General features: G+C 34.4%; 13 protein-coding genes and 1 pseudogene. 13 read left to right on the forward strand and 1 reads right to left on the reverse strand.

The window, feature by feature from the left end; genetic code table 11:
- Nucleotides 1-200: 200 nt before the first annotated feature.
- Nucleotides 201-1,196 (reverse strand): TlpA family protein disulfide reductase, encoded by a 996-nt coding sequence (locus OLM51_RS01605; RefSeq protein WP_264552683.1) that lies wholly within the window; start codon nt 1,194-1,196, stop codon nt 201-203.
- Nucleotides 1,197-1,353: 157 nt separating this feature from the next.
- Here OLM51_RS01605 and aspS point away from each other — a divergent pair, with 157 nt between their 5' ends.
- From aspS to nuoK, 13 genes and pseudogenes are all read left to right on the forward strand, one after another.
- On the forward strand, nt 1,354-3,105 hold the full coding sequence (aspS, locus tag OLM51_RS01610; protein WP_264552684.1) for an aspartate--tRNA ligase: 1,752 nt from the start codon (nt 1,354-1,356) through the stop codon (nt 3,103-3,105).
- A gap of 302 nt (nt 3,106-3,407) precedes the next feature.
- Nucleotides 3,408-3,602, forward strand: coding sequence for a cold-shock protein (locus tag OLM51_RS01615; protein ID WP_007137066.1), 195 nt, complete (start codon nt 3,408-3,410; stop codon nt 3,600-3,602).
- A gap of 241 nt (nt 3,603-3,843) precedes the next feature.
- Nucleotides 3,844-4,209 (forward strand): NADH-quinone oxidoreductase subunit A, encoded by a 366-nt coding sequence (locus OLM51_RS01620; RefSeq protein WP_053471573.1) that lies wholly within the window; start codon nt 3,844-3,846, stop codon nt 4,207-4,209.
- 160 nt (nt 4,210-4,369) lie between these two features.
- Entirely contained in the window at nt 4,370-4,918 is a 549-nt protein-coding gene (locus tag OLM51_RS01625; RefSeq protein WP_116751528.1) for an NADH-quinone oxidoreductase subunit B, read from the forward strand.
- Nucleotide 4,919: 1 nt separating this feature from the next.
- The gene (locus OLM51_RS01630) at nt 4,920-5,441 is read left to right on the forward strand and encodes an NADH-quinone oxidoreductase subunit C (protein ID WP_264552685.1); all 522 of its coding nucleotides are present in this window, start codon (nt 4,920-4,922) and stop codon (nt 5,439-5,441) included.
- 21 nt (nt 5,442-5,462) lie between these two features.
- Nucleotides 5,463-6,700 (forward strand): annotated as a pseudogene (locus OLM51_RS01635) (NADH-quinone oxidoreductase subunit D).
- Between the two features lie 90 nt (nt 6,701-6,790).
- Nucleotides 6,791-7,321 (forward strand): complex I 24 kDa subunit family protein, encoded by a 531-nt coding sequence (locus tag OLM51_RS01640; RefSeq protein WP_264552686.1) that lies wholly within the window; start codon nt 6,791-6,793, stop codon nt 7,319-7,321.
- Nucleotide 7,322: 1 nt separating this feature from the next.
- On the forward strand, nt 7,323-8,693 hold the full coding sequence (gene nuoF, locus OLM51_RS01645; RefSeq protein WP_264552687.1) for an NADH-quinone oxidoreductase subunit NuoF: 1,371 nt from the start codon (nt 7,323-7,325) through the stop codon (nt 8,691-8,693).
- Between the two features lie 173 nt (nt 8,694-8,866).
- Entirely contained in the window at nt 8,867-9,898 is a 1,032-nt protein-coding gene (locus OLM51_RS01650; RefSeq protein WP_264552688.1) for a 2Fe-2S iron-sulfur cluster-binding protein, read from the forward strand.
- Between the two features lie 3 nt (nt 9,899-9,901).
- A complete protein-coding gene (nuoH, locus tag OLM51_RS01655) occupies nt 9,902-10,954 on the forward strand; it encodes an NADH-quinone oxidoreductase subunit NuoH (RefSeq protein ID WP_264552689.1) in 1,053 nt (350 codons plus the stop codon).
- Nucleotides 10,955-11,037: 83 nt separating this feature from the next.
- Nucleotides 11,038-11,583 carry a NuoI/complex I 23 kDa subunit family protein gene (locus OLM51_RS01660; protein ID WP_264552690.1) on the forward strand — a complete coding sequence of 182 codons (546 nt, stop codon included), beginning with the start codon at nt 11,038-11,040 and terminating at the stop codon, nt 11,581-11,583.
- Entirely contained in the window at nt 11,584-12,123 is a 540-nt protein-coding gene (locus OLM51_RS01665; RefSeq protein WP_264552691.1) for an NADH-quinone oxidoreductase subunit J, read from the forward strand.
- On the forward strand, nt 12,123-12,443 hold the full coding sequence (gene nuoK / locus OLM51_RS01670) for an NADH-quinone oxidoreductase subunit NuoK (RefSeq protein ID WP_133523522.1): 321 nt from the start codon (nt 12,123-12,125) through the stop codon (nt 12,441-12,443). The genes OLM51_RS01665 and nuoK overlap by 1 nt, the downstream gene beginning before the upstream one ends.
- Nucleotides 12,444-12,445: the final 2 nt, after the last annotated feature.

Consider the following 12,445-nt stretch of genomic DNA (forward strand, 5'->3'; position numbering starts at 1 on the left):
ATTAATGTTAAGAAATCTTTATCAAATATAATCAAATGTTTACATTAAAAAAACTTTTACTTAACAATTTGGTAACATTGAGTAAAAACTTAACATTGGAAATTTCTATCAAACAAAAAAACCAGTGCTTAAGCACTGGTTTTACTGACATTTTTACAAAAACAGAATAATACGATAACGTTATCGAATTCGTAAATAAATTAGTTCAATAAAGAATCTAGCTTCTTTTCAAGGTCTGGAGAAGAAGGTCTTTCTGCATCTGAGCTTACTACATTACCTTTTGGGTCAATTATAATAAATCTCGGAATTCCGGTTACACCATAATTAACAACAAATTCAGATTCCCAATCTTTATCCGCGAATAATTGTACGCCACCAAGTTTTTTATCCGTTACAAATTTTTTCCATTTTTCATTGTCCTTTGCTTTATCAATAGAAATACTCACAAATTCAATGTTTTTACCATGATACTTTTCTTCCATCTTTTGTAAATAAGGGATCTCTGCTCTACAAGGCGCGCACCATGTTGCCCAAAGATCGATATAAACATATTTTCCTTTTAAATCGGCAAGTTTTGTCTTCCCTCCTTTAAAATTTTCATAATCAAATTCTGGCGAAGCTTTTCCGTTCATTTTACTTGCCTTTGCCGCTCTTTCATATTCCTCAGACGCATATTGATTAAAACTTTCGAAACTTCCTTTTAAAGCCTTTTTAAATTCAGGATCAAAATCTCCTTTTTCCAGGTTTTCAATATCTGTTTTTTTCTTTGTTTCTAAAAGAGTCGCAAATTCAGTTGCTTCTTTAGCAAATGCCTCATTCTGAAATTTCTCATCTTTCAGCGTCTGTTGAGCCATAAAATTACTTTCATTAACACCTTTTCCTTTATAAACAATAGTTTCGTCAAATTCTTTGGCATCCATTGTTAAATTAATCTCAGAATTTGGTTTTAAATATAAGTTTGAAGATTCCGTTCCGTCAGAAAACATATAAAATCCTTTTGGAACCTCAAAAGAAGCAGCGAAAACGCCTTTTTTATCAATTGGAATAACTTGTTTGAAACCATTTTTTCCTTTAATAACAAGAGTATCACTATTTCGGTTAGCAATTTTGGCTGTAAATTTTATTTGATTTTTGGATTGTCCCACAACATTCAAAGTGCTAAAAATCAAAAGACCAGCAACAAAAAGTTTTTTCATAAGTTTTAAAGTTTGTTTTTAGTAACTCAAATCTAAAGAAATAACCTCTTTGAATTTTCAGAATTAACAAAATATTTAAAATTTATGAGCATCAGATTGCTACTTTTCTATTATAATTTGAATTTTGTGTTTACTTTTGCAATCTAAAATTTAGATCATGTATAGAAGTCATAATTGCGGCGAACTAAATGCCTCAAATATTAATACGGAAGTTACACTTGCTGGCTGGGTACAAAAGTCACGCGATAAAGGATTTATGAATTGGGTTGACTTACGTGACCGTTATGGAATTACACAGCTTATTTTTGACGAAAGCCGTACTGATAAAACCGTTTTTGAATTGGCTAAAACTCTGGGAAGAGAATTCGTTATTCAGGTAAAAGGAACTGTAATTGAGCGTGAAGCCAAAAATAAGAATATTCCAACTGGTGAAATCGAAATTTTAGTTTCTGAATTGACTATTTTAAATTCAGCTTTAACTCCTCCATTTACAATTGAAGATGAAACTGATGGTGGAGAAGATATCAGAATGAAATATCGTTATTTAGATATTCGTAGAAATCCGGTAAAAAATAGTTTATTATTCCGTCACAAAGTGGCAATGGAAGTTCGTAAATATTTATCTGATTTAGATTTCTGTGAAGTTGAAACTCCTTACCTAATCAAATCTACTCCTGAAGGAGCAAGAGATTTCGTCGTACCAAGCCGTATGAACGAAGGACAGTTTTATGCTTTACCGCAATCTCCACAAACTTTCAAACAATTATTGATGGTTGGAGGAATGGATAAATATTTCCAAATTGTGAAATGTTTCCGTGATGAAGATTTACGTGCAGACCGTCAGCCTGAGTTTACTCAGATTGACTGCGAAATGGCATTTGTAGAACAAGAAGACATTTTGAATGTTTTTGAAGGTTTGACAAGACATTTACTTAAAGAAATTAAAGGTATTGAAGTAGAGAAATTCCCAAGAATTACCTACGACTATGCTATGAAAACATATGGAAATGACAAACCGGACATTCGTTTCGGGATGAAGTTTGGTGAGTTAAACGAATTTGCACAACACAAAGAATTCCCAGTTTTTAATTCGGCTGAATTGGTTGTGGGAATTGCTGTTCCGGGAGCAGGAAATTATACCCGTAAAGAGATCGACGGATTAATTGATTGGGTTAAGCGTCCTCAAGTTGGAGCGTCTGGAATGGTATATGTAAAATGTAACGAAGACGGAACATACAAATCATCTGTAGATAAATTCTACGATCAGGAAGACTTAACAAATTGGGCAAAAGCAACAGAAGCAAATCCTGGAGATATGATTTTTGTACTTTCTGGTCCTGCAAATAAAACACGTGCACAATTATCTGCACTTCGTATGGAATTAGCAACTCGTTTAGGGTTACGTAATCCTCAAGAATTTGCTCCTCTTTGGGTTGTAGATTTCCCATTATTGGAACTTGACGAAGAAAGTGGTCGTTATCATGCTATGCACCATCCGTTTACATCACCAAAACCAGAAGATATGGCTTTGTTGGAAACAGAACCGGGAAAAGTTCGTGCAAATGCATACGACATGGTTTTAAACGGAAACGAAATTGGAGGTGGTTCTATTCGTATTCATGATAAAGCGACACAACAATTAATGTTTAAATATTTAGGCTTTACCGAAGAAGAAGCAAAAGCACAATTTGGATTCTTAATGGATGCTTTCCAGTTTGGAGCACCACCACACGGAGGTTTAGCTTTTGGATTAGACAGATTAGTTGCCATTTTAGGTGGTCAGGAAACCATTAGAGATTTTATTGCTTTCCCTAAAAACAATTCTGGACGTGATGTTATGATCGATGCTCCTGCAGCAATTGATGATGCACAATTGAAAGAATTACACATTAAAATTGATGCTATCTAATTTTAGCATTTTAAAATAACCCAAAGCAGCTGAAATTTCAGCTGCTTTTTTTATGCGTTTTACAATTAAAAAATAAATGCAAAATTCACATTTGTAAATTAATAAATTCTTACAATTACACTTTTTTCATATTCTTACAATTAATGATTCTCAAATTAGGGTATTTCATATAAAAATAGATGCAATAAACCACGTAAAAACACTGTAAATCAATAATTTTTACAAAAAATTAACACCTTAGTGTCTTTTGTATGAATTTATATATTACATTTGCTTTATTATAAATTATTATTACAATTACAATGCGTACAGGTACAGTAAAATTTTTCAATGAATCTAAAGGTTATGGATTCATTACAGACGAAGAAACAGGAAAGGACATCTTCGTTCACGCTTCAGGAATTAACGCGGAAGAATTACGCGAAGGTGACCGTGTAAGCTATGAAGAAGAAGAAGGAAGAAAAGGGAAAGTTGCTGCTAAAGTAGCAGTAATCTAAGAAAAATATAAGCAATTTATTTTTTTTGCCTCTGAATGGTTTTCAAAACGTCCCGATAATTCGGGACGTTTTTTTTGCTCATTTCTTAAAAAAATATTAAAAAAAGACACTCTTATTTATAATCAATAAAAATTAGACACAAACGTCGATTCGCAACATACTTATATCCCCCTTTAGTTTGTGATTTACATACTTGAAAGTTATCTTTGTGGCTTATTCTTTAAGTAAAAACCCTAAGATTATGCAATCTGATCAATACAGTTACATTCCTATTCTAATGCAGTTCATTCTGGCTGTTGGTTTTGTGGTAGGAACAATCATTATTTCCGGAAAATTAGGCCCAAAAAGAACCTCTGAAGTTAAAGATAAAAACTTCGAGTGCGGTATAGAATCTGTTGGTAACGCCCGTATTCCTTTTTCAGTAAAATATTTCCTTGTAGCTATTTTGTTTGTATTGTTTGATGTGGAGGTGATTTTCCTTTACCCTTGGGCAGTAAACTTTAAAGATCTTGGTATAGAAGGAATGCTAAAAATGGTCGTTTTCATGGCTCTGCTTTTAGTTGGATTTTTCTACATCATCAAAAAAAGAGCTTTAGACTGGGAATAAATACGATTTTAGATTTTAGATTTCAAATTCTGGTTTTATCATCTCGAATTAAAATTTAAAATTTAATCTCATATAGAATTTAATACTGATTTAAAAAATTGATTTTACTTTTTACGATTTCAAAAAATCTAAAATCTAAAATCAGAAATCTAAAATAAAAATGAGCGATTCAAAAGTAAATATGGTTGCCCCTCCTGAAGGTGTTGTCGGAGAAGGCTTCTTTGCTACAAAACTAAATGACGTTGTAGGTTTGGCACGCGCGAATTCACTTTGGCCTTTACCATTTGCAACTTCTTGTTGCGGAATTGAGTTCATGGCAACAATGGCATCACATTACGATTTAGCGCGATTTGGTTCAGAGCGTGTGAGTTTCTCTCCTCGTCAGGCCGATATGTTACTTGTAATGGGAACTATTTCTAAAAAAATGGCTCCAATTTTAAGACAAGTTTACGAACAAATGTCTGAACCTCGTTGGGTAATTGCTGTTGGAGCATGTGCTTCTTCAGGTGGAATTTTCGACACCTACTCTGTTCTTCAAGGAATTGACAAAGTAATTCCTGTTGATGTTTATGTTCCGGGATGTCCACCAAGACCAGAACAAATTGTTGACGGAGTAATGAGATTACAAGATTTGGTAAAAAGCGAGTCTGTGAGACGCAGAAGCTCTCCGGAATACCAAGAATTATTAGCTTCCTATAACATTTCATAAGATGGCTTTAGACAATACCCTCATCCAGGATAAACTTATTGAAACATTTGATACTAATGTTTTCAATTTCCAACAAGAAAGAGATATTTTTTCGATAGAAACAACTGCTGATAAAATCACAGCCTTGATTCTTTTTTTAAAAAATGATGCTGATTTACAATTTCACTTCTTAACAGATTTATGTGGCGTTCACTATCCGGACAACGAGCAAGATCGTCAATTTGCGATAGTATATCATTTACATAACTGGATCGAAAACAAACGTCTCAGAATTAAAGTTTATTTAGACGGTGAAAAACCGGAAATAAAAACGATTTCAAATATTTTCTTAAGTTCAAACTGGATGGAAAGAGAAACATACGATTTCTTCGGAATCAATTTTATTGGTCACCCGCAATTAAAACGTATTTTGAATATGGACGAAATGGTGTCTTTCCCAATGAGAAAAGAATTTCCAATGGAAGACAGCGGAAGAACTGATAAAGACGACAGATTCTTTGGAAGAACAACAACAAATTGCTAAAAAATAATTCAACATTATAAAATGTCAGAACTATTATTATCACCAGAGCATCGCTATGCTAAAATAATTAAGGAGAGACTTAATGAGGACGGAAGTGAACTTTCGGTACTAAATTTAGGTCCTACACACCCGCTACTCACGGTATTTTTCAAAACATCTTATTAATGGATGGAGAAAGAATTCTGGAAGCCGAACCAACTGTTGGTTACATCCACAGAGCTTTTGAAAAAATCGCTGAAAACCGTCCTTTTTACCAAATTACGCCTCTTACAGACCGAATGAACTATTGCTCCTCTCCTATTAATAATATGGGCTGGTGGATGACTTTAGAAAAACTATTAGGTGTTGAAGTTCCAAAAAGAGCTCAATATTTAAGAGTCATTGTAATGGAATTGGCTCGTATTACAGATCACTTAATCTGTAACTCGATTCTTGGAGTAGATACTGGTGCATATACTGGTTTCTTATACGTTTTTCAATTTAGAGAAAAAGTTTACGAGATTTACGAAGAAATTTGTGGGGCTCGTTTGACTACAAATATGGGAAGAATTGGTGGTTTTGAAAGAGACTGGTCTCCGGAAGCTTTCAAAAAACTAGACACTTTCCTTGAAGAATTTCCTGTTGCTTGGCAAGAGTTCGTAAACTTATTTGAAAGAAATAGAATTTTCCTTGACAGAACTGTAAACGTAGGTGCAATCTCGGCAGAGAAAGCAATGGCTTACGGATTTACAGGTCCTAACTTGCGTGCTGCAGGAATTGATTATGATGTGCGTGTAGCACAACCTTACTCTTCTTACGAAGATTTTGATTTTAATGTTCCTGTTGGAAAATCAGGTGACACTTATGATCGTTTCTGTGTTCGTAATGCTGAAGTTTGGGAAAGTTTAAGCATTATTCGCCAGGCGTTAGAAAAAATGCCTCCAGGAAACGAATATCATGCAGAAGTTCCTGATTATTACCTTCCTCCAAAAGAAGATGTTTACAATAATATGGAATCTCTAATCTACCACTTTAAAATTGTAATGGGAGAAGTTCCTGTTCCGGTTGCCGAAATTTACCATCCTGTTGAAGGTGGAAACGGAGAGTTAGGTTTTTATTTAGTTACAGACGGAAGCAGAACGCCATATAGATTACATTTTAGAAGACCTTGCTTTATTTATTATCAGGCATATCCTGATATGATTAAAGGATCGTTGCTTTCTGATGCAATTGTAATTCTATCAAGTTTGAACGTAATTGCAGGAGAATTAGATGCGTAAAAAAATTTAGATTTTAGCCCCGATAGCTATTGGGAAAATTTAGATTAAAAAATTTGTGCCATTGCGCCTTTGTGGCAAAACAAGAATAAAATGGAAAGAAAACATTACAAACAAGAAATAAATATGACAGAAGCATTGATGGCTCGCATCAATGAATTGATTAGTCATTATCCTGAAGGCAAACAAAAATCGGCTTTATTGCCTGTTTTGCATGAGGTTCAGGATGCTCACAATAACTGGTTAAGCATTGAATTGCAAGATAAAGTTGCCAAAATTCTTCAGATTAAGCCAATTGAGGTTTACGAAGTGGTTACTTTTTATACCATGTACAACCAAAAACCAATTGGAAAATACATGTTTGAGTTTTGCCAGACTTCTTGTTGTTGTTTAAATGGTGCCGAAAATTTAATGGATTATACTTCTGAAAAATTAGGCATTAAAATGGGCGAAACAACTCCAGATGGAATGTTTACCATTGCCGGTGTAGAATGTTTAGGTGCTTGCGGATACGCTCCGATGATGCAATTGGGAGATTTCTACAAAGAAAAATTGACAGAAGAGAAAATTGATCAGTTAATCGCTGATTGTAAAGAGGATAAAATAATATTACACGATAAATAAGATGTCACAAAAAATATTATTAGATAAAATCAATATTCCTGGAATTAAAACCTATGAAGTATATCGCCAAAATGGTGGTTATGCTTCTGTAGAAAAAGCTTTAAAAACACTTACACCGGATGAAGTTACTGAAGAAGTAAAAAAATCAGGTCTTCGTGGTCGTGGAGGTGCAGGTTTCCCTGCCGGAATGAAATGGAGCTTTATTGATAAAAAATCAGGAAAACCAAGACACTTAGTTTGTAACGCCGACGAATCTGAACCAGGGACTTTCAAAGATCGCTTTTTGATGGAATATATTCCTCACTTATTGATTGAAGGAATGATTACTTCAAGTTTTGCTTTGGGCGCCAACCTGTCGTATATCTACATTCGTGGTGAATATATGTGGGTTTTCAAAATCTTAGAAAGAGCAATCGCCGAAGCAAAAGCTGCCGGATGGTTAGGAAAAAATATATTAGGAACAGGTTATGATCTTGAACTTTACGTACACTGTGGAGCCGGAGCATATATCTGTGGAGAAGAAACTGCATTGATCGAATCGTTGGAAGGTAAAAGAGGAAATCCTCGTATTAAACCACCTTTCCCTGCGGTTTCTGGTCTCTGGGCAAATCCAACAGTAGTAAATAATGTTGAAACTATTGCAACTGTGCCTTGGATCATCAACAACTCTGGTGATGACTATGCAAAAATTGGAATTGGTCGTTCTACAGGAACTAAATTAATTTCTGCTTCAGGACACATTAAAAATCCTGGTGTTTACGAAATTGAGTTAGGTTTAAGTGTTGACGAATTCATGAATTCTGATGAATATTTAGGAGGAATGTCTTCAAGCAGGCCTTTGAAAGCATTTGTACCGGGAGGTTCTTCTGTGCCAATTTTACCAGCTGAATTGATTTTTAAAACAGCAAACGGTGAAGATCGTTTAATGACTTACGAATCTTTAAGTGATGGTGGTTTTGCTACCGGATCAATGTTAGGATCGGGAGGATTTATCGTATATAATGACACTGCTTGTGTAGTAAGAAACACTTGGAACTTTGCTCGTTTCTACCACCACGAATCTTGCGGACAATGTACACCTTGCCGCGAAGGAACAGGTTGGTTGGAAAAAATATTATGGAGAATCGAAAACGGTCAAGGCCGTGAAGAAGATATAGAATTACTTTGGAGCATTCAGAGTAAAATTGAAGGAAACACAATTTGTCCGCTTGGTGACGCAGCTTCTTGGCCAGTGGCAGCAGCAATTCGTCACTTTAGAGATGAATTTGAATATCACGTTCGTTTCCCTGAAAAGATTAAAAACAGAGATCACTTTGTTGCCGAGCCTTTCTCACAAGTTAAGCATTTGGTAGGCGGTAAAGTAATCGTATAAAAATAAAAAGCAGAAAGTTATAAAGTTCAAAAATGTTTAAAAGGACAGCAATTCTTTTCAATATTCCGACTTTCAACAAAAAAGTTTAAAATAGTTTCAAGTTTCAAGTTATTATAGTTTCACGTTCAGCAACCTGAAACTTTAAACCTGAAACTAAAAAAACAAAATAAGAGATGAAAGTAACCATAGACGGTCAAAGTATAGACGTAGAACCAGGAACAACGATCCTGCAGGCTGCACGTATGATTGGTGGAGATTTGGTACCGCCAGCCATGTGCTATTACTCAAAATTAAAAGGGAGCGGTGGAAAATGCCGTTGTTGTTTGGTTGAAGTTTCTAAAGGAAGTGAAGCTGACCCAAGACCAATGCCAAAATTAATGGCATCTTGTGTAACAGGATGTATGGACGGAATGGAAGTAAACAGTAAATCTTCTGCCAGAGTTACGGAAGCTCGTAAGTCGGTAACAGAATTTTTATTGATCAACCATCCATTAGACTGCCCAATTTGTGATCAGGCTGGTGAATGTGATCTTCAAAACTTAAGTTTTGAGCACGGAAACCCTAAATCACGTTTTATTGAAGAAAAAAGAACATTTGAACCAGAAGATATTGGTCCAAATATTCAACTACATATGAACCGTTGTATCTTATGTCAAAGATGTGTACAAGTTGCAGATCAATTGACAGACAACAGAGTTCACGGAGTATTAGACCGTGGTGATCACGCTAATATTTCAACCGGAATTTCTAAAGCAATCGACAATGAGTTTTCTGGAAACATGATCGATGTTTGTCCGGTTGGAGCTTTAACTGACAAAACTTTCCGTTTTAAATCAAGAGTTTGGTTTAACAAACCTTATAACGCACACAGAGAATGTACAACTCCTGGATGTTGTGGTAAAACAACCGTTTGGATGTTTGGTGGAGAAATTCAACGTGTAACAGGTCGTAAAGATGAGTATCATGAAGTGGAAGAATTCATCTGTAATTCTTGCCGTTTTGATCACAAAAACGTTAATGACTGGGTTATTGAAGGACCAAGAGAATTTGAAAAAGATTCTGTAATCAACCAAAACAATTACACTCAAAAATTAGAGAAAGTTGAAATCGATACGGAGAAGAATATTCTTTTAGGTAGAGATATTGACCGTAAAAAGATTAGTATGGCTTCAATTCCATTAAATGCTAATGATAAAAAATCTTAAGAAATGGAAAGTGCATTTATTATAGAAAAAAGTGTTGTTATTGTTGTCGTTTTTGCGGTAACAATGATTATGGCAATGTATTCTACATGGGCAGAACGTAAAGTTGCTGCTTTTCTTCAGGATCGTGTTGGGCCAAACCGTGCAGGTTGGGGAGGATTACTACAGCCACTTGCTGATGGTATGAAATTATTCTCGAAAGAAGAATTTTTTCCAAACACACCAAATAGATTTTTATTCGTTGTAGGTCCGGCAATTGCCATGAGTACAGCTTTGATGACAAGTGCTGTAATTCCGTGGGGAGATAAACTCCATCTTTTTGGAAGAGATATTTATCTTCAGGCAACTGACGTAAATATTGCTTTATTATACATTTTTGGAGTACTTTCTGTTGGAGTTTATGGCATCATGATTGGTGGATGGGCTTCTAACAATAAATTCTCACTAATGGGAGCTGTTCGTGCAGCTTCACAAATGGTTTCTTATGAAGTTGCAATGGGATTATCAATGATTGCACTATTGATGATGACAGGAACAATGAGTTTAAAAGAAATCTCCTTACAACAACAAGGAATGAACTGGAATGTTTTCTATCAACCAGTATCTTTCTTAATTTTCTTAATTTGTTCTTTTGCAGAAACTAACAGAACACCGTTTGACTTGGCAGAATGTGAAAACGAATTAATTGGAGGTTACCACACAGAATATTCGTCAATGAAAATGGGATTTTATTTATTTGCTGAATATGCAAGTATGTTTATCTCTGCTACTATTATTTCTGTATTATTCTTTGGAGGTTACAACTATCCGGGAATGCAATGGATGGTAGAAAATGTTGGTGTTAATACTGCTAACTTATTAGGAATTGCAGTATTATTTGTAAAAATATGTTTCTTCATATTCTTTTACATGTGGGTACGTTGGACAATTCCAAGATTTAGATATGACCAATTAATGAACTTAGGCTGGAGAATTTTGATTCCGCTTTCGATTATCAATATTATGATTACGGGTGCCGTTATATTAAGACACGATATCGCAGCAGCTTTAGGATTCTAAAACTGTAATTAGCTTCAAATAAAAACAAAATAGATTTTGAATTTGACTGTTCAAATTTTGAATCATAAATTATAATAGTAAAAATGTCAATAGAAACTATATCATTATCGGGCAGAAAAAAAGTGGTCTCTAATAAAGAGATGACTTTTATTGAGCGATTGTATCTTGTGGCGATTGTAAAAGGTTTGTTTATTACATTAAAACACCTTTTTAGAAAAAAAATTACGATTCATTATCCTGAACAGGTTCGTGAAATGAGTCCGGTTTATCGTGGTCAGCATATGCTGAAACGTGATGAGCAAGGTCGTGAAAATTGTACTGCCTGCGGATTATGTGCTTTGTCTTGTCCTGCAGAAGCAATCACAATGAAAGCAGCAGAACGTAAAGCAGACGAAAAACATTTATACAGAGAAGAAAAGTATGCTGAAATCTATGAGATCAATATGCTGCGTTGTATTTTCTGTGGTTTGTGTGAAGAAGCTTGTCCAAAAGATGCAATCTACCTGACACAATCTAAAGTTCTTGTTCCGTCAAGTTATGAAAGAGAAGATTTCATTTTTGGAAAAGACAAATTAGTGATGCCTTTAGAAATGGCAATCAAAAATGCTCAACTTAATAATGCTAACTAAATGATACATATTCCTGATTTTGCACACGCAACAACTGTACAAGTTATATTTTGTTTCTTAGCGTTTATTACGGTAATTACCGCTTTCCTTACTATTTTCAGCAGAAATCCAATTCACAGTGCTATCTATTTAGTAATTTGTTTCTTTTCAATTGCTGGTCATTATTTACTATTGAATTCACAATTTTTAGCTATTGTACATATAATAGTCTATTCCGGAGCGATTATGATTTTGTTCCTGTTTACGATTATGTTAATGAATCTGAATGAACAAAAAGATGTGCATCGACCTCGAATCACCCGATTAGGTGCTATTGTTTCTTTTTGTTTGATTTGCATTGTTTTAATTGCAATTTTCATCAACTCTAAACCAATCGTTGGCGAATACGATTCAACAGGAGAAGATTTCCAATCTATTAAAGTTTTAGGTAAAATATTATTGAACGAATATATGGTACCATTTGAATTTGCTTCGATCTTACTTTTGGTTGCAATGATTGGAACTGTATTATTGTCTAAAAAAGAAAAATTAAATAAATAATGGGTAATATATTAAATCAAATAGGTATTGAAAATTACATCTTTTTAAGTGTTGTACTTTTTTGTATTGGTGTTTTTGGTGTATTGTACAGACGAAATGCTATTATCGTTTTTATGTCGATCGAAATCATGCTGAATGCAGTAAACCTTTTATTTGTGGCTTTCTCAACGTATCATCAAGATGCACAGGGACAAGTTTTTGTATTCTTTTCGATGGCAGTTGCCGCTGCAGAAGTTGCAGTAGGTTTGGCTATTTTAGTTTCTATTTTTAGAAATATTGGCTCAATTAGCATCGATAATTTAAAAAATTTAAAAGGATAAAA

Source organism: Flavobacterium sp. N2038, from assembly GCF_025947185.1.
Taxonomy (GTDB): Bacteria; Bacteroidota; Bacteroidia; order Flavobacteriales; family Flavobacteriaceae; genus Flavobacterium.

Coding starts and splice junctions, on each gene's coding strand:
- nuoH (WP_264552689.1), top strand. CDS start 9,902: ATGGAAAGTGCATTTATTATAGAAAAAAGTGTTGTTATTGTTGTCGTT.
- OLM51_RS01605 (WP_264552683.1), bottom strand. CDS start 1,196: ATGAAAAAACTTTTTGTTGCTGGTCTTTTGATTTTTAGCACTTTGAAT.
- OLM51_RS01660 (WP_264552690.1), top strand. CDS start 11,038: ATGTCAATAGAAACTATATCATTATCGGGCAGAAAAAAAGTGGTCTCT.
- OLM51_RS01615 (WP_007137066.1), top strand. CDS start 3,408: ATGCGTACAGGTACAGTAAAATTTTTCAATGAATCTAAAGGTTATGGA.
- OLM51_RS01630 (WP_264552685.1), top strand. CDS start 4,920: ATGGCTTTAGACAATACCCTCATCCAGGATAAACTTATTGAAACATTT.
- aspS (WP_264552684.1), top strand. CDS start 1,354: ATGTATAGAAGTCATAATTGCGGCGAACTAAATGCCTCAAATATTAAT.
- OLM51_RS01640 (WP_264552686.1), top strand. CDS start 6,791: ATGGAAAGAAAACATTACAAACAAGAAATAAATATGACAGAAGCATTG.
- nuoK (WP_133523522.1), top strand. CDS start 12,123: ATGGGTAATATATTAAATCAAATAGGTATTGAAAATTACATCTTTTTA.
- OLM51_RS01665 (WP_264552691.1), top strand. CDS start 11,584: ATGATACATATTCCTGATTTTGCACACGCAACAACTGTACAAGTTATA.
- OLM51_RS01650 (WP_264552688.1), top strand. CDS start 8,867: ATGAAAGTAACCATAGACGGTCAAAGTATAGACGTAGAACCAGGAACA.
- OLM51_RS01625 (WP_116751528.1), top strand. CDS start 4,370: ATGAGCGATTCAAAAGTAAATATGGTTGCCCCTCCTGAAGGTGTTGTC.
- OLM51_RS01620 (WP_053471573.1), top strand. CDS start 3,844: ATGCAATCTGATCAATACAGTTACATTCCTATTCTAATGCAGTTCATT.
- nuoF (WP_264552687.1), top strand. CDS start 7,323: ATGTCACAAAAAATATTATTAGATAAAATCAATATTCCTGGAATTAAA.